The following is a 23,266-nucleotide window of genomic DNA, read 5'->3' as shown; positions in this document are numbered from 1 at the left end:
GCATGGTTTCTGCAAAACAGCATGCAGAGCGCTTGGCGCCTTCAGCACCGACCAGGACACCAGAGGACGTTCCCATGAGTGAGTTCAACCAGCCCCTGGGGGGCAACGAGATGCCGCGCTTCGGTGGGCCCGCCACCATGATGCGCCTGCCGACCCAGGAGCGCGCCGAAGGCCTGGATGCCGCCTTCATCGGCATTCCCATGGACATCGGCACCTCCAACCGCCCCGGCACCCGCCTGGGGCCTCGCCAGATTCGTGACGAGTCGCGGATGCTGCGTCCTTACAACATGGCGACGCGGGCAGCCCCCTTCGATAGCCTGCAGGTCGCGGATATCGGTGACGTGCCGATCAACACCTTCAACCTGCCCAAGAACCTGGACATCATCTCCGGCTTCTATGACCGAGTGCTGGCCCATGACTGTGTGCCCCTCACGCTGGGCGGTGATCACACCCTGACCTGGCCGGTGCTGCGCGCCATCGCCAACAAGCACGGCCCGGTCGGCCTGATCCATGTCGACGCCCATGCCGACGTCAACGAGCAGATGTTCGGCGAGGAGGTGGCCCATGGCTGTCCGTTCCGCCGTGCCCAGGAGGAGGGCCTGCTGGACAGCCAGCGGGTGGTCCAGATCGGCCTGCGCGGTACCGGCTATGCCGCGGAGGACTTTGACTGGTGCCGCGAGCAGGGCTTTCGCGTCGTCCAGGCCGAGGAGTGCTGGTACAGGTCGCTCGCGCCGCTGATGGCCGAAGTGCGAGAGCAGATGGGCGACGGGCCGGTCTACATCTCCTTTGATATCGATGCCCTCGACCCCTCCGTCGCGCCGGGCACCGGCACCGTCGAGATGGGTGGCCTCACCGCTCAGCAAGGGCTGGAAATCGTGCGCGGTGCAGCGGGACTCAACGTGGTGGGCGGCGACTTGGTCGAGGTGGCGCCCCCCTATGACCCGAGCGGCAATACCGCCCTGATGGGCGCCACTCTGCTCTACGAGATGCTCTGCGTGCTGCCGGGCGTGAAGCGTCGCGATTGAAGCCTCTGGCCTACCTATAGGCCTGCCATCGATTCATACAATGACAATTCAAGCCGAGGTCCTCCATGTCATCCTCTCTCGATAGTTCCGACAACATCGTGCTCGAGGGCGCGCCGCTCTCGCGCCACGGCCTGATCAAGTTCCTCGTACCGTCGCTGATCGGCGTGCTGCTGTTCCTGGTGCCCTTCTCGGTAGGCGATACCATCAATATCGGCATGGGGTTCGCCGCCGATGGGCTCAAGGCCCTGCTGGGTGAGGCGCTGCCCGCCATCGCCACCCTGGTACTCTGTCTGTCGTTCGTGCTGACCCTCTACGTGAAGGCCGCCAGGCCTTCCTGGGCGCAGGGCAGTGCGCTGGGGGAGCTGTTCGACGTGGCCCCGCTGTGGACGGTGATGCGCGGGCTCGGGGCACTGTTCGCGCTGATGACCTACTTCCAGGTCGGGCCGGCGTTCGTTACCGCCTCCTTCACCGGTGGCGTGATGCTCAATGACCTGGCGCCGGTCCTGCTGACCTTCTTCTTCTTTGCCGCCATCCTGCTGCCGTTCCTGGTCGACTTCGGCTTCATGGAGTTCATCGGCAGCCTGCTGCGTACCCCCTTCCGCTGGATCTTCGGCCTGCCCGGCCGCAGCGCCATCGATGCCACCGCCTCCTGGATGGGCTCCGGCACCGTCGGCGTCCTGATCACCACCCAGCAGTACGAGAAGGGCTTCTACAACTGCCGCGAGGCGGCGGCCATCGCCACCAACTTCTCCATCGTCTCCATCGCCTTCGCGATCCTGGTGACCAGCTTCATCGGCATCAATCACCTCTTCGTGCCCTTCTACCTGACGGTGGTGGTGGCCGGGCTGGTGGCCGCGGTGATCGTGCCGCGTCTGCCGCCGCTCTCGCGCAAGCCCAATACCTACTATGAACCCGTGGGCTGCCAGCTGCAGGAGGAGCGCACCGGTGATCAGGGGCTGCTGCGCTATAGCCTTGGCATGGCCGTCGCCCGCGCAGAGCAGGCACCGGGGCCGCGTCAGCTGGTGCGCATCGCGCTGTTCAACGTCGCGGATATCTTCTTCGGCCTGCTGCCGCTGGTGATTGCCATTGGTACCGTGGCGCTGATCCTGGCCGAGTTCACGCCGCTGTTCACCTGGCTGTCGATGCCCATGGTGCCGGTCCTTGAGTTGATGGGACTCCCGGAGGCCGAGGCCGCGGCGCCTGCCACCCTGGTGGGCTTCGCCGACATGTTCCTGCCGGCGGTACTGGGCAGCAACATCGAGAGCGAGCTGACACGTTTCGTGATCGCCTGCCTGTCGCTGACCCAACTGGTCTACATGTCCGAGATCGGCGCGCTGCTGCTGAAATCGAAGATTCCCCTCAAGCTGTGGGAGCTGGTGGCCATCTTCCTGATCCGGACTGCCATCACCCTGCCGATCATCGTCGTCATGGCCCACTGGCTGGTGGGATGAGGGAGCTCCAGATGACCTGTGCAGAACTGCTCATTCGACTGCTGCGCGACACCTACGGCGTGGATACCGTGTTCGGTATCCCCGGCGTCCATACCGTCGAGCTGTATCGTGGACTGGACGGCGGTGAGCCAGCCGGTGGCCTCCGGCATGTCACCCCGCGTCACGAACAGGGCGCGGGCTTCATGGCCGACGGCTATGCTCGGGCCACCGGCCGGCCGGGAGTCTGCTTCATCATCACCGGCCCCGGCATGACCAACATCGCCACGGCCATGGGCCAGGCGCTGGCCGACTCCGTCCCGATGCTGGTGATCTCCAGCGTCAGCCGCCGCGATACGCTGGGGCGCGGTCAGGGCCGCCTGCACGAGCTGCCCAGCCAGCAGCAGCTGATGGCGGGGCTCTCCCGCTTCAGCCACACCCTGCTCGACCCCGACGGGTTGCCCGAGGCCCTGGCCAGGGCGTTTGCGGTGTTCGAAGGGGGACGGCCGGGGCCGGTGCATATCGAGATTCCCATCGACCTCTTCGAGGCCCCGGTAGCGGAACCGGCCAGCTGGCGACGCACGGCACTGACCAGTGCGGCGCCGGATCCCGATGCCCTGGAGACGGCCGGTGACTGGCTGGCACAGGCAAGGCGCCCCCTGGTGCTGCTGGGGGGCGGCTGCGTCAGGGCGCCGGAGGCGGCAAGGACGCTGGTTGCCGCCCTGGACGCCCCGACGGTCATCACGATCAATGCCAAGGGGCTTCTCGGCATCGACCATCCCCTGGACCTGGGCGCCAATGCCTCCCTGCCCGCCGTGCGTGAGCTGGCAAGAGAGGCCGACGTGGTGCTGGCGATCGGCACCGAGCTGGGCGAGACCGATTACGACGTCGTCTTCGATGACGGCTTCTCCCTCTCGGGACGGCTGATTCGCGTGGACATCGACCCCGAGCAGCTGGCCATAAACCAGTCGGCTGACCTGGCACTGGTGGCGGATGCCGGGGCGACCCTGAAAGCGCTGGCCGCGCGCTTCGCCGAATCTCCCCTGCAGCGCGGCGGCGTTGACCGAGCCCGGGCGACTCGGGAGGCGCTGGGGTTGTCGCAGGACCCGGCCTTCGCGCCCTATGTGCCGCTGTTCGACACCCTCCGTGAGACCCTGCCGGAGGCCATCCTGGTCGGTGACTCCTGTGCCACCACCTATGCCGCCAACCACCTGGTGGCCCAGCCGGCCCCGAGGCGCTTCTTTAACGCCTCCACCGGTTACGGCACCCTCGGCTATGGCTTGCCGGCGGCACTGGGGGCCAGCATCGCACGGCCCGATCTCCCAGTGGTCGCGCTGGTCGGCGACGGCGGCATCATGTTCACCCTCAGCGAGCTGGCCTGTGCGGTGGAGGAGGGCCTGCCGGTGGTGATCCTGCTGTGGCACAACCAGGGCTATGAAGAGATCCGCCGCTACATGGATGGCGCGGATGTCCCGCGACTGGGGGTGGATATCCAGGCGCCGGATTTCCAGATGCTGGCCGCCGGATTCGGCTGCGTTGCCCGTCGCGTTGGCGATCCTGAGGCCCTGGCCGCGGGGATTCGCGGACGCCCCCGGCAGGGGCCGTTGCTGATCGAGATCGACGCGGCGGCCTGGAATGCCTCGGTGCAGGAATAGCACCCCACTGACCTGGAACCCCACTGCGACAGAGGCCCCCATGCAACAGCTGACACGACAGTTCATCGACAATCGCTGGGTCGAGAGTGCAGGCCAGCGCCGGCTACCCGTCACCGACCCTTACCGCCAGGAGACAATCGCCGAGGTCACCGCAGGCGATGCCACGGATGTGGACGCCGCCGTGGCCGCCGCCCGCCGCGCCCTGCCGGCCTGGCAGGCGCTGGGAGGTGAGCGCCGAGGCGCCTGGCTATCGACCGTCGCCGACGCCCTGGAGGCGCGCCGGGATGCGCTGATGCGCCTGAGCTCCCGCAACAACGGCAAGGCCCTGGCCGAGGCGGGCATCGACCTCGATGATGCCATCGCCTGTTACCGCTACTACGCCGGTCAGGCTGCCGAGTTGGAGGTGCGCCAGGGGCGCATCGTCGAGCACGGCCTTGACGGCATCCGGGCCCAGACCTACGAAGACCCCGTTGGCGTCGTGGGGCTGATCACCCCCTGGAACTTTCCGCTGGTGACCAGCGCCTGGAAGATTGCGCCGGCCCTCGCGGCCGGCTGCACCGTGGTGTTCAAGCCCTCCGAGGTCACCCCACTGCCTGAACAGGCGGTGGCCGAGATCGCCGAGGCGGCCGGCCTGCCCGCCGGCGTGCTCAACCTGGTGCATGGCGACGGCGAAGGCATCGGGGCGCCGCTCACCGCCCACCCCGACGTCGACAAGCTCTCCTTCACCGGCAGCAACGCGGTGGGAGAGAAGGTGATGCGGGCGGCGGCCGAGGGCGTGCGCAACGTCTCCCTGGAACTGGGCGGCAAGTCCCCGATCCTGGTGCTGGACGATGCCGAGGTCGAGCAGGCCGCCGACTGGGTGATGGCGGGCATCTACTTCAACTCCGGTCAGATCTGCTCCGCCACCTCGCGGCTGATCGTCCATGATGCCCTCGCCGAGCCGCTCTATGCGGCGCTCGCCAGGCGCATCGACGCCATTCGCCTGGGGGATCCCCTGGCCAGCGACACCGACATGGGCCCCATGTCCAGCGCCCGCCAGCGCGAAGCGGTCGAGCGCTACCTGGCGGTGGCGCGGGAGGAGGGACTCGTGGCGGTGCGCGATGGCCTGCATCGCCAGCTGCCCGAGCGCGGCGAGTTCGTCGCACCGACACTCTATCGCGATGTGCCGGTCGAGAGCCGCCTGTGGCAAGAGGAGATCTTCGGACCGGTACTCTGCGGGCGCAGCGTCTCCAGCGAAGACGAGGCCATCGCGCTCGCCAATGCCAGTCCCTTCGGGCTGGCCGCCACGGTGGTCGCCGGTGATGTCGAGCGCGCCAGGCGGGTGGGCCAGCAGCTGCGGGCGGGCAACATCTGGATCAACAGCGAGCAGGTGGTGATGCCGGAAGCCAGCTGGGGCGGCTTCGGCATCAGCGGCATCGGCCGCGAGCTGGGCCCCTGGGGACTGGCCGAGTACCTGCAGGTGAAGCACCTCATCGGGCCCGAGGCAGGCCGGCCAGCTTGACCATGACCCTCTGCCTGCCGCCTGTCGTCGTGCAGTGGCGCCCTTGATGCCCAGCATCCCGCCCGCCACACTTGCCTGCCCCCAGCGGCGCAGGGGTGGTCTCGATCGCCTGTAAGGCCGAGGGCCGTTTCTCGGCAGTAGCCTCACGAGCGACGAGTCGCGAAGAGGTGGGCCATGAAGCGTACAGGTGGGTGGCTGGCCGTTGCCCTGGTGACTGGCTTGGCTTGGTCCATGGGGGGCTCGCCCGACAATCGGCTTGAGTGGCGCAATGCCACCTGGCAGCTCGTGTCGGCCGAGCATCGTGAGCACTTCCAGGCGGCCCCGGAGGCCTATGCGCCTCAATATGGTGGCTGGTGTGCCTGGGCGGCGGCGCGCGGTGAGGCCGCCGCGACCGTCCTCGAAGCGTGGAAGTTCGTCGACGGCAAGCTCTATCTGAACTTCAGCAGGTGGTTCCAGTGGCGCTGGGAAGCCAACATGGCCGCCTTCATCGAGGCGGCCGATGAGCACTGGCCCAATATCTTCCCGTAGTGACCCCCTCCAGCCGAGTCGCGCGGCCATGTCGTCGCCGGCATGGAACTCACCGATACCGCCTGTATAGGCGCCGGCATCGTGATACTGGCCCTGACGCGCCTCTCCGGCATGCTGGAGAAGCGCCGCCAGACGACCAACGCCCACGCCTGAACGCGTGAAATCAACGGCGGAACTCGTGAATGACGTTTAGGGGTCATTTCAATGACGAATTGCTGACTGAATGTTGTAACCAATTGATAGGGATAGGAGTTGCAAGCCTGTGCCATCATTCCTGCCAAGCATCCCCTACTGGATGTCACAAGATCATCATTGTCTAGACAACTGTCGTTAACCTGACACCACGACACTGATGCCATTCCCAAGAGGAGAGGCATCATGTCGATTCACAGCATCCTGGTCGATCGGGTCAGCAAGACCTTCGGCCAGCATCCGGTACTTCGCGACGTCGGCTTTTCGGTATCCCCCGGCGAAATGGTCGCCCTGGTGGGCCCGTCAGGCTCTGGCAAGTCCACCCTGATGCGCCACCTGGCCGGCCTTACCCGTGCCAACCGTAATAGCCACAGCCGCATTGAGGTGCTCGGCCGCGACATCCAGAGCGCCGGCCGCCTGTCTCGCCGCACCCGCACCGAACGCTGCCGCACCGGTTACATCTTCCAGCAGTTCAACCTCGTCGGCCGCCTGAGCGTGCTCACCAACGTGCTGATCGGCCGCCTGGGCAGCATGCCGCGTGGCCGTTCCTTGCTGGGCCGCTTCACGGCCGAGGAAACCCAGCAGGCGCTGCGTGCCCTGGCCCGGGTCGGCATCGACTCCCTGGCCGATCAGCGCGCCAACACTCTCTCCGGCGGCCAGATGCAGCGGGTGGCCATCGCCCGTGTCCTGATGCAGGACGCCGACATCATCCTCGCCGACGAGCCCATTGCCTCACTGGACCCGAGAAGCTCCCGCGAAGTGATGGAGATTCTGGCTCGCATCAACGCCGAGGACGGCCGCACCGTGCTGGTCACTCTGCATCAGGTGGAGGTGGCCCGCCGCTTCTGCCCGCGCACCATCGCGCTGAAGGAGGGCCGGCTCTACTTCGATGGCCCCACCAGCGATCTCACCGACGCCCGCCTCGAAGCGCTCTACGCCAACGCCGGCCTGGATGAGCTGCACGCCCGACCGGCGGCCAACGACATCGGCAACGCCATCGGGGCGTTGGGCTAACCCGCCTGACACCACCCAGCCAAACCCGACCCAACCCATTCACGTTCTGCCGACACACCCAAGGAGATCCGTCCATGTCCCGCTTCCCGCTTCGCCGTTTCGCCCTGCCGCTGGTCGCCGGTGCCAGCCTGTTCGCCAGCCAGCTGACCCTGGCCGCCGAGGCCCTCAACTTCGGCATCATCTCCACCGAATCCAGCCAGAACCAGGCGGATCAGTGGCAGCCTTTCCTGGACGACATGTCCCGCGAACTGGGCCGTGAGGTGAAGCCGTTCTTCGCCACTGACTATGCCGCCGTCATCCAGGCCATGCGCTTCGACAAGGTCGACCTGGCCTGGTACGGCAACAAGTCCGCCATGGAGGCCGTCGACCGCGCCGGCGGCGAGATCTTCGCCCAGACCGTGGCCTACAACGGGGCCCCGGGCTACTGGAGCCTGATGATCACCCACCGTGACAGCGACCTCGACAACGTCGAGGAGGTGCTGGAGCGTGCCGACGAGCTGGTGTTTGGCAACGGCGATCCCAACTCCACCTCCGGCTACCTGGTGCCGGGCTACTACGTCTTCGCCAAGAACGGCGTCGATGCCTCCACCGCCTTCAAACGCACCCTCAATTCCAACCACGAGACCAACGCGCTGACCGTGGCCAACGGCCAGGTCGACGTGGCCACCTTCAACACCGAGAGCATGGAGCGCCTGGAGATCAACCATCCGGACAAGGCCGAGCAGCTCAAGGTGATCTGGAAGTCGCCGCTGATCCCGTCCGACCCGCTGGTATGGCGCAAGAACCTGCCCGAAGAGCTCAAGGCCGATTTGAGTGAGTTCTTCTACTCCTACGGCGAGACCGACGCCCAGCGCGAGATCCTCGAGCCACTGCAGTGGTCACGCTTCGACGAATCCGACAATGACCAGCTGTTGCCGATCCGCCAGCTCGAACTCTTCAAGGAGCGCGCCCAGGTCGCCAAGGACGACAGCCTCTCCGCCGAGGAGCGCGAGGCCCAGCTGGCCGAGCTGGCCGAGCTGGATGCCAAACTCGATGCCCTCAACCAGCGCATGGATGAGCTGCAGGCCAGCGCCGACGACGCGCCGACCACCGCCATGGCCAGCCAGTAACCCTGACCGCCTTGCGACTTCACGAGGGGTCATGACGGCCCCTCATCGGGAGCCATTTCAACATGCAACACGCCACTTTGGATGCTCAGCTGCCGCGACGCCGCTGGAGCACGCTGATCGGTTGGGGCGTCACCCTGGCGGTCCTCGGCTGGGCCTGGCAGGGCGCCGAGATGCAGCCGGGCCAGTTGGTCGCCAATGCCGACAATATGGCCGAGCTTGCCGGCGATTTCATGCCGCCGAGTCTTGGCAACCTTGGCCACTACATCGACCAGATGCTGGTCACCATCCAGATCGCCATCTGGGGCACGCTGCTTGCGGTGATCTGTGCGGTGCCCTGCAGCCTGCTTTCCTCCGAGAACCTCGCCCCCTGGTGGGTCCACCAGCCCATGCGCCGCCTGATGGACGCCTGTCGGGCCATCAACGAGCTGGTGTTCGCCATGATCTTCGTGGTCGCCGTGGGCCTGGGCCCCTTCGCCGGCACCTTGGCGCTCTTTGTCCATACCACCGGGGTGCTCGCCAAGCTCTTCTCCGAGGCGGTGGAGGCCAGCGACGCCGGTCCCATGGAGGGCGTGCGGGTCACCGGGGCAGGGCGGATCGAGGAGATCGCCTTCGGGCTGATTCCTCAGGTCCTGCCGCTGTGGATCTCGGTGAGCCTCTACCGCTTCGAGTCCAACATCCGCTCGGCCACCGTGCTGGGCATGGTCGGCGGTGGCGGCATCGGCGTCGCGCTGTGGGAAACCATGCGTGGTTTCCAGTACACCGAGACCGCCACCATCCTGCTGGTGATCATCGTCGCCGTGACGCTGCTCGACATGATTTCGCAACAGGTTCGCAAGCGCTTCATCTGAAGCGCTCTTTTTCAGGAGCCGACATGTCTAGACAAGCGCTTCGCGAACCCCGCTACCAGGCACTGGCCGAGACCCTGGCCCAGGAAGTGCGCACGCACTTCCAGCCCGGGCAGTGGCTGCCCGGCGAGACCCATCTGGCCAGGCGTTTCGGCGTCAACCGCCACACCATGCGCCGGGCGCTCGACGAGCTGGTGCGCGCGGGACTGGTCACCCGGCATCAGGGTCTGGGCACTCTGGTGGTCGATCGCCGCCTCGACTACGCGGTGAGTGCGGCCAGCAAGGTCACTCACCATCTGGCCGAGCGCGGCATCGCCTCGCGCACCGAGTGCCTGCACCAGGCCATGACGCCCGCCCCGGAGGGCGTGGCCATGCGCTTCGGTGTGGCTGCCGACACCCCCCTTATCGCCGTCGACACCCTGCGCTGGGTGGACGATGCCCCGCTCATGCGACTGCGCCACTGGTTCGACCCCGAGCGCGTTCCTGGTTGGCTTGAGCGCTATCTCGGCGGCTCCACCCGGGCGCTGCTGGACCAGCACTACGGCCTGCGCCTGCACCGCCAGCGCGTGCGCATCGAGGCCAGCGGCGCCGATCGCGATGACCAGCGCCTGCTGTGCTGTGCCGACCAGGCACCGCTGCTCCAGCTGACCAGCGACAACGTGGATGCCGACGGCGCCCTGGTCGAGGTCTCGATCAGCCGTGCCCGGGCCGACCGGCTCGCCTACCACATCGATTTCCCCGACTCACCGACTGACGAGGTGTCTTCATGACCTCTGCACGACGTCAGCGCATCCTCGCGCTGACTCCCCGTGACCGCCTGGCCGAGCAGTGGGCTCGACTGGGGATCACCCCCGACTACCGCTGCGTGCGCGGCCCCGAGGTGGGCATGGCCATGGTGCGTGGCCGCATGGGCGGCACCGGCAACGCCTTCAACCTGGGCGAGATAACCCTGACCCGGGCCAGCGTCCAGCTGACCGACGATGACGGCGAGGCCGCCGACGCCGAGGCAGTGCTGGGCCATGGCTGGGTGAAGGGGCGCGATCCTCGCCATGCCGAGCTGATCGCCCTGGTGGATGCCTGTGCCAAGCGCGGTGACTGGCAGGCCGCCATCGAGGAGGGGCTGGTGGCCCCGCTGGAGCAAGCGCTCGACGCCGAACGCCATGAACAGGCCCGACGCGCCGCGGCGACCCGGGTCGATTTCTTCACCATGGTCAGGGGAGAGTAACCATGCGCTGGAACGCCTTCGATACCCCCGTGCACGACAGCCAGCGGGTCTATCGCCAGCTGCTCTCGGCGATGGCCGAGCCTGGCACCTTCGCCGAGGTGAGCGGGGCCCCGCTGCCGCCCCCCCAGGCCGTCGTCGGCGGCGCCTGCTGGGCGACGCTCTTGACCCTGTGCGATCTCGACACCCGGGTCTGGGTGACCCCTGAGCTCGATGCCGCCGGTCTCGGCGAGGCCCTGGCCTTCCACACCGGGGCGCGCCAGACCGATCGCCCCGCTGAGGCCGACTTCGCCCTGGTCACCCCCGCCACCCTGGCCGGGCAGGGCGAGGCCGAGCCTCCCGCCTTCCAGGAAGGCAGCGACACCTATCCCGACCGCAGCACCACCCTGGTGGTGGTGCTCGACTGCCTGGATGCCACCGGTCCCTGGACCCTCAGCGGACCCGGTATTCCCGGCCGACGCCAGCTGGATGTGGGGCAGGGCGGTGAGGCGCTGATGACGCGGCTTGCCGCCAATCGCGCCCGCTTCCCGCGCGGGCTCGACGCCATCCTCACCTGCGGCACCCGGCTCGCCGCCGTTCCCCGCAGCACCCGTGTTACCCGTTCTGCTTCAGAGGAGGTCGATGCATGTATGTCGCCGTGAAGGGGGGCGAGCAGGCCATCGCCAACGCCCACCGTTGGCTCGCCGATCGCCGCCGTGGCCCGCGCGAGACACAGGAGCTCGCTGTGTCCCAGGTCGAGGGGCAGCTACGCCTGGCCGTCTCCCGGGTGATGGCCGAGGCCTCGCTCTACGATCCCGAGCTTGCCGCCCTCGCCATCAAGCAGGCCAGCGGTGACATGGTCGAGTCGGTCTTCCTGCTGCGCGCCTACCGCACCACGCTGCCGCGCCTGGCCGAGACGTTGCCGCTGGACACGTCCGCGATGCGCATCGAGCGTCGCATCAGCGCCACCTACAAGGACATTCCAGGTGGGCAGGTGCTGGGCCCGACCTACGACTACACCCACCGTTTGCTGGACTTCCTGCAGCTGGCCAACGCCGAGGTGGCGGCGCCGGCCGCGGCCGAGGAGACCCTGGCCGACTGCCCCCAGGTGCTGGAACTGCTCGACGCCGAGGGGCTGATTGAGCGCGAGGAGGATGACGGCGCCGAGCCCTACGACATCACCCGCGATCCCCCCGACTTCCCGGTGGACCGCGCCACCCGCCTGCAGATGCTGGCCCGGGGCGACGAAGGCTACCTGCTGGCACTGGGCTACTCCACCCAGCGCGGCTACGGCCGCAACCACCCCTTTGCCGGCGAGATTCGCCTGGGCACCGTGGAGGTGGAGATCGCGGTCGAGGAGGGCGACGAGCCGCTGTGCATCGGCGAGATCGAGATCAGCGAGTGCCAGATGATCAACCAGTTCGGCGGCTCGCGGGAGACCGCGCCCCAGTTCACCCGCGGCTACGGCCTGGCCTTCGGCCACAACGAGCGCAAGACCATGGCCATGGCGCTGGTCGACCGTGCCCTGCGTGCCGAGGAGCTGGGCGAGACGGCCGCCGGCCCCGCCCAGCAGGCGGAGTTCGTGCTGGCCCACGCCGACAGCGTCGAGGCCGCGGGCTTCGTCTCCCACCTCAAGCTGCCGCACTACGTCGACTTCCAGTCGGAGCTTGAATTGCTGCGACGGCTGCGCCGCGAGCACGCCGCGCGTGCCGATGTCGGCACCGGTGTCGACACGGAGACCAATACCGCCACCTCGAATGCCACCCACAGCGACCCGGTCAAGGAGCAGCAAGCATGACGGCGAGCGAATGCAGCGCCAGCGGCTACAACTTCGCCTACCTGGATGAACAGACCAAGCGCATGATCCGTCGCGGCCTGCTCAAGGCGGTGGCGATCCCCGGCTACCAGGTGCCCTTCGGCGGTCGCGAGATGCCCATGCCCTATGGCTGGGGCACCGGCGGCATGCAGCTGACCGCCAGTGTGCTGGGCCAGGACGACGTGCTCAAGGTGATCGACCAGGGCGCCGACGACACCACCAATGCGGTCAGCATCCGCGCCTTCTTCGAGCGCGTGGCCGGTGTCACCACCACCACAGCCACCGGTGAGGCGGACGTGATCCAGACCCGCCACCGCATCCCCGAGCAGCCGCTGCGCCAGGGGCAGCTGCTGATCTTCCAGGTGCCGATTCCCGAGCCGCTGCGCTTCATCGAGCCAAGCGAAGAGGAGACCCGATTGATGCATGCCCTGGAGGAGTACGGGGTCATGCACGTCAAGCTCTACGAGGACATCGCCCGCCACGGGCACATCGCCACCACCTACGCCTACCCGGTGAAGGTGGACGGACGCTACGTCACCGATCCCTCGCCGATCCCCAAGTTCGACAACCCCAAGCTGCACATGAATGAGGCGCTGATGCTGTTCGGGGCCGGGCGCGAGAAGCGCCTCTACGCCATCCCGCCCTACACGCGGGTGGAGAGCCTGGACTTCGAGGACCACCCGTTCGAGGTCCAGCAGTGGGACGCCCCCTGTGCCATCTGCGGGGCCCGCGACACCTTCCTCGACGAGGTGATCACCGATGACCGGGGCGGGCGCATGTTCGTCTGCTCCGATACCGACTACTGCCAGTCACGCACCGAGGAGGTGGCATGAAGCGTCCCGACCTTGATCGCGCCACGCTGCTCGAAGCGCGCGGCGTCTCCCGGCTCTACGACCCCGGCAAGGGGTGCGAGGCCATCGATATACGCCTGCACCGTGGCGAGGTGCTGGGCATCGTCGGCGAGTCCGGCTCGGGCAAGTCGACGCTCTTGCGCCTGCTCGCAGGAATGGAGCGTCCTGATGCTGGCCAGGTGGTCTATCGCTCCCCCGTCGCCCCGGGCCGCGACGGATCGGGCCACGAGGGCGAGCTCGATCTCTACGCCATCGGCGAGGCCCGCCGCCGGGCGCTGCTGCGCATGGAGTGGGGCCTGGTGCACCAGAACCCCCGCGACGGCCTGCGACTGGGCGTCTCGGCCGGGGCCAACATCGGCGAGCGCCTGATGGCCCTGGGCGAGCGTCACTACGGTCAGCTGCGCGCCGCCGGCCAGGACTGGATGGGGCGCGTCGAGCTCGACCCACGGCGTATCGATGACGCCCCGAAGACCTTCTCGGGCGGCATGCAGCAGCGCCTGCAGATCGCCCGTACCCTGGTCACCCGTCCCAACCTGGTGTTCATGGACGAGCCCACTGGGGGCCTGGATGTCTCCGTACAGGCCCGGCTGCTCGACATGCTGCGTACCCTGGTCCGCGAGCTCGGCCTCTCGGTGATCCTGGTCACCCATGACCTGGCGGTGGCCCGCCTGCTGGCCCATCGCCTGATGGTGATGCGCCGTGGCCAGGTGGTGGAGACCGGCCTGACCGACCAAATCCTCGACGATCCCCAGCACGCCTATACGCAGCTGCTGGTGTCGTCGGTCCTGACCCCGTGAGGAGGCCCACCATGACATCCCTGACGCAACCCTTTCTCAGCGTCGACGCCCTGCACAAGGCCTTCGTGCTTCACGGCCAGGGCGGCATGACTCTGGAGGTGATGCGCGACCTGTCACTGACCCTCTCCCCGGGCGAGTGCCTGGTACTCGCCGGGCCCAGCGGCATCGGCAAGAGCACGCTGCTCAAGATGCTCCACGGCAGCTACCGCGTCACCGGCGGCACGCTTCGCCTGCACTTCGAGGACGGTGACCTGTCGCTCGACACCCTGCCCGCCCACGCCTGGCACACCCTGCGTCGCGACGTGATCGGCTATGTCAGCCAGTTCCTGCGCGTGGTGCCGCGGGTGCCGGCGGTGGAGGTGGTGATGGAGCCGCTGCTGGCCCGTGGCGTGGACGAGGCCGAGACCCGCGCCCGTGCCGAGGCGATGCTGGCCCGCCTCAACCTGCCCGAGCGGCTGTGGAGCCTGCCCCCGGGGACCTTCTCCGGAGGTGAGCAGCAGCGGGTCAATATCGCCCGTGGCTTCGTCGCCGAGCATCCGCTGCTGCTGCTGGATGAGCCCACCGCCTCGCTGGATGCCGCCAACCGTGAGGTGGTGGTGCAACTGATCCAGGAAGCCAAGGCGCGTGGCGCGGCTCTGCTGGGCATCTTCCATGACGAGGACGTGCGCGATCGCGTTGCCGATCGCCTGCTGCCCTTGACGCCGCACATGGGAGCGACCATCGCCCCTACGAAACCTGCTGCCGAGGAGGTTCGCTGATGAGTACTGTCGAACAGGTGCTGACCAACGCCCGGCTGGTCCTCGATGACGAGGTGTGCCGAGGCTCCCTGGTGATTCGCGACGGGCGCATCGCGGCCGTGGATAGTGGCGTCACAGCCGTGCCGTCCGCGGTGGACTGCGACAGCGACTACCTGATGCCGGGCATGGTCGAACTGCACACCGACAACATGGAGAAGTACTTCCAGCCCCGACCCAAGGTGGCATGGCCGGGACGTCCCGCGGCGCTGGCCCATGACGCCCAGATGGCCGCCAGCGGCATCACCACGGTGTTCGATGCGCTGTCGATCGGTGATATCGACGAGCAGAGCATGCGTGAAGGCGCGCTCAAGCAGATGGTCGCGTCGCTTCGGGCGATCATGGACGATGACATGGCCCGCATCGACCATCGCCTCCACCTGCGCTGCGAGGTCTGTCAGCCGGCGACCCTGGAGCGCTTCGAGGCCTTGGCCGATTCGCCGCTGCTCGGCCTGGTGTCGCTGATGGATCACGCCCCGGGGCAGCGCCAGTTCGTCAGCCTCGACGCCTACCGGACCTACTACCAGGGCAAGCACCGCATGAGCGACGAGGCGCTGGAGGCCTTCATCGAGAAGCAGCTGGCCAACAGCGCACGCTACAGCAGCGCCAACCGTCAGGCCATCGCCGCGGCGTGCCACCAGCGCGGCCTGGCCCTGGCCAGCCACGATGACGCCACCATCGAGCATGTGGCCGAGAGCGTGGAGTACGGCACCCGCGTGGCGGAGTTCCCCACCACGCGCGAGGCGGCCGAGGCCTCCCACCGTCACGGGCTGGCGGTGATGATGGGCGCGCCCAACGTGGTCCGTGGAGGCTCCCACTCGGGCAATATCGCCGCGGCGGATCTGGTATCGCTGGGCGTGCTCGATGTGTTGTCTTCGGACTACTACCCGGCGGCGCTTCTCGATGCCGTGTTCCGCATCGCCGACATGGAAGCAGGCTATTCGCTGCCCCAGGCCGTGGCCACGGCTACCCGCACCCCGGCACAGGCGGTGGGTCTGGAGGACCGTGGGCGTTTGTCCGAGGGCTTGCGGGCTGACCTGCTGCGTGTGCGGGTGGTGGACGACCATCCGCTGGTCCAGCGGGTGTGGTGTGCCGGACGGCAGGTGCACTGATGGGGTGCCTGATCTATCTGGTCGGGGCCAGCGGCGTGGGCAAGGACACGCTGCTGGCTGCCGCGCGTCAGCGCTATCCGGAGTGGCTCGTCGCCCACCGCTATGTGACCCGAGAAAATGGTGCCTCGGAGAACAGCGTCTCCTTGACACCCGAGGAGTTCATGGCCCGTCGGCGCGCGGGCCTGTTCGCCCTGAACTGGGAGGCGCATGGTCTCCACTATGGCCTGGGGATCGAGCTCGACGCTTGGCTGGCTCGTGATCGCGTGGTGCTGGTCAACGGCAGCCGACGTGCGTTGCCCTCGGCCAGAGCGCGTTTCGGTACGTCGCTGTCGTCGGTGGTCATGACCGCCCCGGAGGAGGTGCTCCGCGCCCGGCTCAGACGTCGCGGGCGCGAGGACGAGGCCGAGGTCGAGGCCCGTCTGGCGCGTCATCGCGAGTTGCGTGATGCGCTGCCCGAGTTACCGCGCCTGGATAACGGCGGTCCACTGGACCTTACCTTGGCGGCCCTGGAACGGCTGGTCGACGGGGAGGTCATGGCGTGAAGTTTCGCTTCACGGGCACCGGTGACAGTGCCCAGGTGCCGTGTTTCGGCTGTGACTGTCCAGTCTGTGCCCGGGCGCGGGTGATCGCCAGCGCCCGGCGTGGGCCCTGCAGCGCCGAGGTTGAGGTCGACGGGAATCGCTATCTGCTCGATGCCGGGCATATGGACCTGGCCGCGCGCTGTGAGCGACATCGCCCCAGCGCCATCCTGCTCACGCACTATCACGCCGATCATGTGCAGGCCCTGCTGCATCTGCGCTGGGGGAGGGGGGAGCCTCTGCCGGTCTATGGGCCCAAGGATCCCCACGGCTTTGCCGACCTCTTCCGCCACCCCGGCGTGCTGGACTTCAAGGCGGGCCTCAAGCCGTTTCGGCCGCTGCTGCTGCCGTCGCTGACGGTGACGCCCGTGCCACTCCATCACAGCAAGCCGACGCTGGGGTACTGCCTGGACGATGGGGGAGGGCGGCTGGCCTACCTGACCGATACCTGCGGTTTGCCTGGTGCGACCGAACGCTTCCTGCGTGAGTGGCAGCCGGATGTGGTGGTGCTAGACACCGGCCACCCCAGCAGCGTCATCAAGCCGACCAATCATAATTCCCTGCCCATGGCACTCCAGATTATCGAGCGGCTCGACGTATCGGCGGCGTATCTGACCCACATTGGACATGATCTGGATCGGGAGCTTGCTGAGTCGCCGCCCGCGCTGCCCGCCAACGTGCGGGTACCGAAGGATGGCGAAGAGTTTTTCGTTGGTCCAATGGCACAACCCTCCATGGCCCTCTACAGGATGGGAGACGCAAGATGAGTCAGCCGAGGATGAATACCCTGTCCATCGAGCCTACTGTGCACGAGACGGCGCGTTTGAATGCCACTCGGCTGGGAAACTGGACGGAGATAAGCGAGCGTTGTGTGCTCAACCATGTCGAAGTAGGGGACTATAGCTATATCGAGCGGGACGGTGACCTGATGTTTACGAGGGTGGGGCGTTTCACGTCGATCGCCTCCAGCGTGAGGATCAATCCCAGTAACCATCCCTGGTGGCGCCCCACTCTGCATCATTTTACCTACCGGCCCGGCAAGTTTGGGTTCACGTCGGATCAGCAGGCCGTGGATGACGAGGTGTTCGCATGGCGCGAGGCCGACCGTGTGGTAGTGGGGCATGACATCTGGATCGGACATGGCGTTATCATCTTGCCGGGCGTATGTATCGGCAACGGCGCGATCATCGGCGCGGGGAGTGTGGTCACTCGAGACGTGCCGGCCTACACGGTCGTGGTGGGTAACCCGGCGCGAGTGCTGAGGACGCGTTTCGAGGACCCCGCGGTTGCCGAGCGTCTGGAAGCGCTTGCGTGGTGGGACTGGTCTCACGAGCGGCTTCAGCGCCACCTGCCTGACTTTCAGGGCAATGCTCTTGCCTTCCTGGAGGCAGTGGAGGAGGGGTGAGCCTCCGGTCCTTGGTCGTTGGCCGGGGCATGGAAGAAGCGAAGGGTGTGCGCTCAACCCGGCAGCCGGATTCAGTAGTGAATTCCGCCCCGGATGACGAAGCGACGATACCCGCAGCATTCTCCTTGTGGCATGAACGCGAACGCCGGGGCTCGAGGCCCCGGCGTACCGGTGGGGAAGGCTCTCCCCGGGGGGAAGCTGCCGCGCCTGCCTCGGCGGGATGCCGCTGGCAGACGCGTCGAGCCTATTCGGCCGTCGCCAGCAGGCTGGCGTTGCCGCCCGCGGCGGTGGTGTCGATGCACAGGTGGCGCTCCACCACGTAGCGCTCCGGCGCGATGGTCTGGGTCTCGAGCGAGACGATGGCGCCGTCGCGCTCGGCGAGCGCAATGCGCAGCTCGCGGGTCCAGTCGCTGTCGCCAGCTGCGGCTACGGTCTCGATCCCCCTGATCGTGGTCAGCGTCTCGGCCCCGACGCTGCCGTCGAGCGCGGCGACGGGCGCCCCGGCATCGATCAGCGGCTGCACGGCCTGCGCCGCGCCGGGGGCAACGACGACTGCCGGCGAGCCCGCGCCCAGCGCCTGAACCGCCTGGGCGACGGCGATGTCCAGCGTCGGCCCAAGGCAGAGCACCGGGCCCTTCGGATACATCGCCAGGCGGTTGCTCTCGCCCGTCGGCCCCGGCAGCGTCTGGGGCGTCATGTCCAGCGCCGCGGTTTCGGCGAGCGCCTTGCGGACCACGCCACCCTTGCCGGAGAGTGCCTTGCGCAGCACCTCGACCCGATCGCGCCGTGCCGCCCAGTTTCGTGAATCCAGCCCGTCGAGGGCCGACTGCAGGTCCCCGACGGTCACGGCATTCCCTTTCGGCGCTTCATGCCGCTCGATGGCGGCGGTGCGGCGGAAGCGGTTGACGTAGAGCGGGCCGCCGGCCTTGGGGCCGGTACCCGAGAGGCCCTCGCCGCCGAAGGGCTGGGAGCCGACGATGGCGCCGATCTGGTTGCGGTTGACGTAGATGTTGCCGACATGGATCCGCTCGACGATCTGCTGCACGCGGTCGTCGATGCGGGTGTGCAGGCCGAAGGTCAGCCCGTAGCCCCGGTCATTGATGTCATCGACCACCTTGTCGATGTCCCGCGCCTTGAAGGTGGCCACGTGCAGCACCGGGCCGAAGATCTCGCGCTCCAGGTCCTCGATGCCGCCGACCTCGACCACGGCCGGGGTGACGAAGGTGCCGGCGTCCGGCGCTGGCAGTTTCTTGATCACCTTGCCGGCCTTTTCCTTCTCCGCCACATAGGCACTGATATCGGCCTGGGCCTCGGCGTCGATCACCGGCGAGACGTCGGTGTCGGTGTTCCAGGGGTCGCCGATGGTCAGCGCGTCCATGGCGCCATCGAGCATCGTCAGCAGCCGATCCCGAGCCTCCTCCTGTACGTAGAGCATCCTCAGCGCCGAGCAGCGCTGGCCGGCCGACTGGAAGGAGGAGATCAGGATGTCGCGCACCGCCTGCTCGGTCAGCGCCGTGGAGTCCACGATCATGGCGTTGAGCCCGCCGGTCTCGGCGATCAGCACGGCGTCCGGCCCGGCATTCTTCGCCAGGGCCTTGTGGATGATCTGTGCCACCGGCGTCGAGCCGGTGAAGCAGACGCCGGCGATCCGCGGGTCGCTGGTCAGCGGCCCGCCCACCGTGGGCCCGTCGCCGGGCAGCAGCTGCAGCGCCGCCTCGGGCAGGCCGGCCTCGCGCATCAGCTCGACGGCCCGCGCGGCGATCATGGGTGTCTGCTCGGCGGGTTTGGCGAGCACCGCATTGCCGGCCGCCAGCGCCGCCGCGAGCTGGCCGGTGAAGATGGCCAGCGGGAAGTTCCACGGGCTGATGCAGACGAAGATGCCTCGAGCGCTACCCGGCTCTTCGGCGTCCAGTCGCTCGCCCTCGTTGGCGTAGTAGCGCAGGAAGTCCACCGCCTCGCGCACCTCGGCGATGCCGTCGAACATCATCTTGCCGGCCTCGCGGGTACAGATCACCGTCAGCTCGGCGATGTGCGCCTCGTAGAGGTCGGCGGTGCGGCGCAGCACCTCGGCCCGCTCGGCCACCGGTCGCGCCGACCACTCGCGGAAGCCCGCCTCGGCGGCGTCCAGTGCGGTCGCCACCTCTTCCGGGGTCGCCTCATGCACCTGGCCGACCACCCGCGAGGTGTCGGCGGGCGACACGACATCGTTGGCCGGCCCCTGGGGTGCCGGGTTTCCCGCCAGCATGGGCCCGGCGGTCCAGGTGGTGTCGGCGAATTTCTCGCGAGCCGCCAGCAGCGGCAGGATCGAGGCGGGTTCGTTGACCCGGTAGCCGCGGGAGTTCTTGCGATCGGGGGCGAACAGCTCGCCGGGCTGGCGGATCATGGGGCTGGCAATGGCGTCGCCGAGCTGCTGCATCCCGGCCACCGGATCCTTCGAGACCTCGCTGGGGGGAATCGAATCATCCACCACCTGGTTGACGAAGGAGGAGTTCGCCCCGTTCTCCAGCAGGCGGCGGACCAGGTAGGCCAGCAGGTCACGGTGCGCACCGACAGGGGCATAGATGCGGCAGTGCGTGCCCTCCGACTGCTTGACGATATGGTGCAGCGATTCGCCCATGCCGTGCAGGCGCTGGAACTCGTAGCTGTCCTTGTCGTCGCCGCCCATGGCGACGATGGCGGCGCAGGTATGGGCGTTGTGGGTGGCGAACTGCGGGTAGATGCGGTCGCGCCGGTCGAGCAGCAGCTGGGCGCAGGCCATATAGCTGACATCGGTGTTGACCTTGCGGGTGAAGACCGGGAAGGTCTCGACACCCATCTCCTGGGCCAGCTTGATCTCGGTGTCCCAGTAGGCGCCCTTGACCAGTCGCACCATGATCTTGCGGTCGAGGCGCTCGGCCAGGTCGTAAAGGGCCTCGATCACCGGCCCGGCACGGCGCCCGTAGGCCTGCACCACGACCCCGAAGCCGTCCCACCCGTCGAGGCTGGGGTCGGCCATCAGTGCCTCGATCACGTCCAGCGACAGGTCCAGGCGGTCCTGCTCCTCGGCATCGATATTGAAGCCGATATTGGCCTTGGCCGCCTGCCGTACCAGTTCCTGGGCGCGCGGTACCAGGGTTTCCATCACCGTCTCGCGGTGGGTGGTTTCGTAGCGCGGATGCAGCGCCGAGAGCTTCACCGAGATACCGGGGCTGCCGCGCACATCGCCCTTGGCCTGCTTGGCAATCGCGGTGATCGCCTTGGCGTAGGCCTCGTGATAGCGCAGCGCATCGTCGTCGGTGCGCGCCGCCTCGCCCAGCATGTCGTAGGAGTAGGTGTAGCCCTGCTTCTCGAGCTCGCGGGCATTCTTCATGCCCTCCTGGATGGTCTGGCCGAGCACGAACTGGCGGCCGAGGATGCGCATCGACTGGCCGACCGCCTTGCGCACCACCGGCTCGCCCATCCGGCGTACCAGGCCGCGCAGCGCCCGCGCCGGGCCCTTGGGATCGTCATCCAGCACCTTGCCGGTCAGCATCAGCGCCCAGGTCGAGGCGTTGACCATCGACGACGACGACTTGCCCAGGTGCGAGCCCCAGTCGGACGGCTCGATCTTGTCGTGGATCAGATCGTCGATGGTCTCCGCATCGGGCACGCGCAGCAGGGCCTCCGCAAGGCACATCAGGCCGACGCCTTCGGCGGTGGAGAGACCGTATTCGGCGAGGAACGCCTCCATCATCGAGGGCGACCTTTCCTTGCGTACGCGCGCTACATAGTTGGCACCTACATCAGCCACCCTGCGGCGGTCCTCATCCGACAGCTTGATCTGTCCGACCAGCTCATGCAGCACCGCTGCCTCGTCGGCCGAATAGTGTTCGCGGATCCGTCCCCGCAACTCGCTCACGGCCCCATGCGGATGAAGGTTGGCTTTGTTCATGGTCGATCTCCCTGGATGGCCGACACGCAGCGTCGATGCGCCGCTTGGATGTTGTCGTTCTTGTCGAAAGGTGATGTTGCAGCTTAGGCGTTCCGGCACGGGTTGCGCCAACCGGCTCGACGACGGAGATGGCCTGATGGGCAGGCGAGAAGCAGGCCGCCTCGCCGTTAATGATGCCAGCCTTCATGCCTGGAAAGGGCGCTGCTCGGGCGCTGGCGCCTGGCGCCTTGAGCGTTGAAAGCGCGTCACCCGATAGGCCTCGAGTATCCAGCGCGGGGGCCCTATCACCGGGTCGCTGGCGAGTTCGGTCGTGATCGCCCTCCCTGGATAGGCTCCATGTGCTGGTCCACAGGCGTTGAGCGTGCCGATCGCCAGGCCCCGTGGCTCACCCGGATTACCTCTCTTTCCTGATTTCTGACGTTGGGCACGAGCCATGGCGTCGGCGCATCCCGCTGCTCATCGTCGACGCCAGACTTTCGGCGCGAATGTCGCTCCATGTAGATTTTTTGTCGTGCTTGGTCAAAACGTCACGCCGGGATGACCCCACACTGTAGGCACATCCTCGTTGAGCCACAGGAGGCCGAACGTGAACCGCAACGTCATCCTGACCTGCGCCATCACCGGCGCCGGCGACACCACCGCCAAGAACCCCAACGTCCCCGTGACCCCGAAGCAGATCGCCGACGACTGCATCGCGGCCGCGAAGGCGGGCGCCAGCGTGGCCCATATCCACGTGCGCGACCCCGAGACCGGCGCCGTCAGCCACTCCGTCGACCACTTCCGTGAGGTGATGCAGCGGGTGCGCGAGGCCGGCGTCGACATCGTCATGAACATCACCGCCGGCGGTGGCGGCGACTGGATCCCCGACGCCGAGGACCCCACCCGCGGCGGCCCGGGCAGCGACATCCAGACCCCGAGCGAGCGCCACGAGCCGGTGGGCGAGCTGCTGCCGGAGCTCTGCACCCTGGACTGTGGCAGCCTCAACTTCGGCGACATGGTCTACGTGAACCCGGCCGACTGGCTGCGCGAGCACGCCCGCCTGGTGCAGGCCGCCGGCGTCAAGCCGGAGCTCGAGTGCTTCGACCTGGGCCACGTCTGGTTCGCCCGCCAGCTGCAGCAGGAGGGCATGATCGACGGTGATCCGCTCTACCAGCTCTGCCTGGGCATCCCCTGGGGCGCCGAGGCGGACACCGAGACCCTGCTGACGATGCGCAACAAGCTGCCGAAAGACGCCCAGTGGGCGGCCTTCGGCATCGGCCGCCATCAGATGCCCATGGCGGCCCAGGCGGTGCTGCTGGGTGGCCACGCCCGGGTCGGCCTGGAGGACAACCTCTACCTGAAGAAGGGGGTGCTCGCCACCAATGCCCAGCTGGTGGAGAAGGCCGCCGGTCTCTTCGATAACCTCGGCGCCCGCGTCATGACCCCGGCCGAGACCCGCGCGCACCTGGCGCTGCGTGATCCGAACACCGGCCAGACCGTGGAAAGAACCGTCGGAGGTGAGGCATG

Annotated in this window: 21 protein-coding genes; 20 read left to right on the top strand and 1 reads right to left on the bottom strand. The window is 67.6% G+C overall.

The window, feature by feature from the left end; all coding sequences use genetic code 11:
* Nucleotides 1-74: 74 nt before the first annotated feature.
* From speB to SCI24_RS11865, 19 genes are all read left to right on the top strand, one after another.
* Nucleotides 75-1,025 carry an agmatinase gene (gene speB, locus SCI24_RS11955; protein WP_318725588.1) on the top strand — a complete coding sequence of 317 codons (951 nt, stop codon included), beginning with the start codon at nucleotides 75-77 and terminating at the stop codon, nucleotides 1,023-1,025.
* A gap of 65 nt (nucleotides 1,026-1,090) precedes the next feature.
* Nucleotides 1,091-2,476: a YjiH family protein gene (locus tag SCI24_RS11950; protein ID WP_318725587.1), complete on the top strand. Its 1,386-nt coding sequence runs from the start codon at nucleotides 1,091-1,093 to the stop codon at nucleotides 2,474-2,476.
* Nucleotides 2,477-2,487: 11 nt separating this feature from the next.
* Nucleotides 2,488-4,107: a 5-guanidino-2-oxopentanoate decarboxylase gene (locus SCI24_RS11945; RefSeq protein ID WP_318725586.1), complete on the top strand. Its 1,620-nt coding sequence runs from the start codon at nucleotides 2,488-2,490 to the stop codon at nucleotides 4,105-4,107.
* A gap of 40 nt (nucleotides 4,108-4,147) precedes the next feature.
* Entirely contained in the window at nucleotides 4,148-5,608 is a 1,461-nt protein-coding gene (locus SCI24_RS11940) for an aldehyde dehydrogenase family protein (protein WP_318725585.1), read from the top strand.
* A gap of 174 nt (nucleotides 5,609-5,782) precedes the next feature.
* Nucleotides 5,783-6,136: a YHS domain-containing (seleno)protein gene (locus tag SCI24_RS11935; protein ID WP_318725584.1), complete on the top strand. Its 354-nt coding sequence runs from the start codon at nucleotides 5,783-5,785 to the stop codon at nucleotides 6,134-6,136.
* Nucleotides 6,137-6,514: 378 nt separating this feature from the next.
* Nucleotides 6,515-7,342, top strand: a complete 828-nt coding sequence (phnC, locus tag SCI24_RS11930; RefSeq protein WP_318725583.1) for a phosphonate ABC transporter ATP-binding protein — start codon at nucleotides 6,515-6,517, stop codon at nucleotides 7,340-7,342.
* A gap of 74 nt (nucleotides 7,343-7,416) precedes the next feature.
* Complete coding sequence (phnD, locus tag SCI24_RS11925) at nucleotides 7,417-8,451, top strand: phosphonate ABC transporter substrate-binding protein (protein WP_318725582.1); 1,035 nt, start codon at nucleotides 7,417-7,419, stop codon at nucleotides 8,449-8,451.
* A gap of 62 nt (nucleotides 8,452-8,513) precedes the next feature.
* Nucleotides 8,514-9,299 carry a phosphonate ABC transporter, permease protein PhnE gene (gene phnE, locus SCI24_RS11920; protein ID WP_318725581.1) on the top strand — a complete coding sequence of 262 codons (786 nt, stop codon included), beginning with the start codon at nucleotides 8,514-8,516 and terminating at the stop codon, nucleotides 9,297-9,299.
* Nucleotides 9,300-9,322: 23 nt separating this feature from the next.
* Nucleotides 9,323-10,066, top strand: coding sequence for a phosphonate metabolism transcriptional regulator PhnF (gene phnF, locus SCI24_RS11915; RefSeq protein WP_318725580.1), 744 nt, complete (start codon nucleotides 9,323-9,325; stop codon nucleotides 10,064-10,066).
* On the top strand, nucleotides 10,063-10,521 hold the full coding sequence (gene phnG, locus SCI24_RS11910; RefSeq protein ID WP_318725579.1) for a phosphonate C-P lyase system protein PhnG: 459 nt from the start codon (nucleotides 10,063-10,065) through the stop codon (nucleotides 10,519-10,521). Before phnF ends, phnG begins: the two co-directional genes overlap by 4 nt.
* A 2-nt stretch (nucleotides 10,522-10,523) precedes the next feature.
* On the top strand, nucleotides 10,524-11,159 hold the full coding sequence (gene phnH, locus SCI24_RS11905; protein ID WP_318725578.1) for a phosphonate C-P lyase system protein PhnH: 636 nt from the start codon (nucleotides 10,524-10,526) through the stop codon (nucleotides 11,157-11,159).
* On the top strand, nucleotides 11,144-12,295 hold the full coding sequence (locus tag SCI24_RS11900) for a carbon-phosphorus lyase complex subunit PhnI (protein ID WP_318725577.1): 1,152 nt from the start codon (nucleotides 11,144-11,146) through the stop codon (nucleotides 12,293-12,295). The genes phnH and SCI24_RS11900 overlap by 16 nt, the downstream gene beginning before the upstream one ends.
* Complete coding sequence (locus SCI24_RS11895; protein WP_318725576.1) at nucleotides 12,292-13,146, top strand: alpha-D-ribose 1-methylphosphonate 5-phosphate C-P-lyase PhnJ; 855 nt, start codon at nucleotides 12,292-12,294, stop codon at nucleotides 13,144-13,146. Before SCI24_RS11900 ends, SCI24_RS11895 begins: the two co-directional genes overlap by 4 nt.
* Nucleotides 13,143-13,961 carry a phosphonate C-P lyase system protein PhnK gene (gene phnK, locus SCI24_RS11890; protein ID WP_318725575.1) on the top strand — a complete coding sequence of 273 codons (819 nt, stop codon included), beginning with the start codon at nucleotides 13,143-13,145 and terminating at the stop codon, nucleotides 13,959-13,961. The genes SCI24_RS11895 and phnK overlap by 4 nt, the downstream gene beginning before the upstream one ends.
* An 11-nt stretch (nucleotides 13,962-13,972) precedes the next feature.
* A complete protein-coding gene (gene phnL, locus SCI24_RS11885; RefSeq protein WP_318725574.1) occupies nucleotides 13,973-14,719 on the top strand; it encodes a phosphonate C-P lyase system protein PhnL in 747 nt (248 codons plus the stop codon).
* Complete coding sequence (locus SCI24_RS11880) at nucleotides 14,719-15,867, top strand: alpha-D-ribose 1-methylphosphonate 5-triphosphate diphosphatase (protein WP_318725573.1); 1,149 nt, start codon at nucleotides 14,719-14,721, stop codon at nucleotides 15,865-15,867. The genes phnL and SCI24_RS11880 overlap by 1 nt, the downstream gene beginning before the upstream one ends.
* Nucleotides 15,867-16,409, top strand: coding sequence for a phosphonate metabolism protein/1,5-bisphosphokinase (PRPP-forming) PhnN (gene phnN / locus SCI24_RS11875; RefSeq protein WP_318725572.1), 543 nt, complete (start codon nucleotides 15,867-15,869; stop codon nucleotides 16,407-16,409). Before SCI24_RS11880 ends, phnN begins: the two co-directional genes overlap by 1 nt.
* Nucleotides 16,406-17,212 (top strand): phosphonate metabolism protein PhnP, encoded by an 807-nt coding sequence (gene phnP, locus SCI24_RS11870; RefSeq protein WP_318725571.1) that lies wholly within the window; start codon nucleotides 16,406-16,408, stop codon nucleotides 17,210-17,212. The genes phnN and phnP overlap by 4 nt, the downstream gene beginning before the upstream one ends.
* A complete protein-coding gene (locus tag SCI24_RS11865; RefSeq protein WP_318725570.1) occupies nucleotides 17,209-17,850 on the top strand; it encodes a chloramphenicol acetyltransferase in 642 nt (213 codons plus the stop codon). The genes phnP and SCI24_RS11865 overlap by 4 nt, the downstream gene beginning before the upstream one ends.
* 244 nt (nucleotides 17,851-18,094) lie before the next feature.
* Here the strand turns inward: SCI24_RS11865 and putA are convergent, their stop codons facing one another.
* Nucleotides 18,095-21,760 carry a bifunctional proline dehydrogenase/L-glutamate gamma-semialdehyde dehydrogenase PutA gene (gene putA, locus SCI24_RS11860; protein ID WP_318725569.1) on the bottom strand — a complete coding sequence of 1,222 codons (3,666 nt, stop codon included), beginning with the start codon at nucleotides 21,758-21,760 and terminating at the stop codon, nucleotides 18,095-18,097.
* Nucleotides 21,761-22,346: 586 nt separating this feature from the next.
* On the opposite strand from putA, the gene SCI24_RS11855 reads away from it, so the two are divergent.
* On the top strand, nucleotides 22,347-23,266 hold a 920-nt coding region (locus tag SCI24_RS11855; protein ID WP_318725568.1), incomplete at its 3' end, for a 3-keto-5-aminohexanoate cleavage protein.

Source organism: Halomonas sp., assembly GCF_033549285.1.
Taxonomy (GTDB): domain Bacteria; phylum Pseudomonadota; class Gammaproteobacteria; order Pseudomonadales; family Halomonadaceae; genus Halomonas.
Note: the sequence above shows the minus strand (reverse complement) of the source record. Positions and strands in the feature narration are given on the sequence as shown.

Bases quoted from the DNA above. Each gene is read 5' to 3' on its own strand.
- speB (WP_318725588.1), top strand. From the start codon at position 75: ATGAGTGAGTTCAACCAGCCCCTGGGGGGCAACGAGATGCCGCGCTTC.
- SCI24_RS11950 (WP_318725587.1), top strand. From the start codon at position 1,091: ATGTCATCCTCTCTCGATAGTTCCGACAACATCGTGCTCGAGGGCGCG.
- SCI24_RS11945 (WP_318725586.1), top strand. From the start codon at position 2,488: ATGACCTGTGCAGAACTGCTCATTCGACTGCTGCGCGACACCTACGGC.
- SCI24_RS11940 (WP_318725585.1), top strand. From the start codon at position 4,148: ATGCAACAGCTGACACGACAGTTCATCGACAATCGCTGGGTCGAGAGT.
- SCI24_RS11935 (WP_318725584.1), top strand. From the start codon at position 5,783: ATGAAGCGTACAGGTGGGTGGCTGGCCGTTGCCCTGGTGACTGGCTTG.
- phnC (WP_318725583.1), top strand. From the start codon at position 6,515: ATGTCGATTCACAGCATCCTGGTCGATCGGGTCAGCAAGACCTTCGGC.
- phnD (WP_318725582.1), top strand. From the start codon at position 7,417: ATGTCCCGCTTCCCGCTTCGCCGTTTCGCCCTGCCGCTGGTCGCCGGT.
- phnE (WP_318725581.1), top strand. From the start codon at position 8,514: ATGCAACACGCCACTTTGGATGCTCAGCTGCCGCGACGCCGCTGGAGC.
- phnF (WP_318725580.1), top strand. From the start codon at position 9,323: ATGTCTAGACAAGCGCTTCGCGAACCCCGCTACCAGGCACTGGCCGAG.
- phnG (WP_318725579.1), top strand. From the start codon at position 10,063: ATGACCTCTGCACGACGTCAGCGCATCCTCGCGCTGACTCCCCGTGAC.
- phnH (WP_318725578.1), top strand. From the start codon at position 10,524: ATGCGCTGGAACGCCTTCGATACCCCCGTGCACGACAGCCAGCGGGTC.
- SCI24_RS11900 (WP_318725577.1), top strand. From the start codon at position 11,144: ATGTATGTCGCCGTGAAGGGGGGCGAGCAGGCCATCGCCAACGCCCAC.
- SCI24_RS11895 (WP_318725576.1), top strand. From the start codon at position 12,292: ATGACGGCGAGCGAATGCAGCGCCAGCGGCTACAACTTCGCCTACCTG.
- phnK (WP_318725575.1), top strand. From the start codon at position 13,143: ATGAAGCGTCCCGACCTTGATCGCGCCACGCTGCTCGAAGCGCGCGGC.
- phnL (WP_318725574.1), top strand. From the start codon at position 13,973: ATGACATCCCTGACGCAACCCTTTCTCAGCGTCGACGCCCTGCACAAG.
- SCI24_RS11880 (WP_318725573.1), top strand. From the start codon at position 14,719: ATGAGTACTGTCGAACAGGTGCTGACCAACGCCCGGCTGGTCCTCGAT.
- phnN (WP_318725572.1), top strand. From the start codon at position 15,867: ATGGGGTGCCTGATCTATCTGGTCGGGGCCAGCGGCGTGGGCAAGGAC.
- SCI24_RS11865 (WP_318725570.1), top strand. From the start codon at position 17,209: ATGAGTCAGCCGAGGATGAATACCCTGTCCATCGAGCCTACTGTGCAC.
- putA (WP_318725569.1), bottom strand. From the start codon at position 21,760: ATGAACAAAGCCAACCTTCATCCGCATGGGGCCGTGAGCGAGTTGCGG.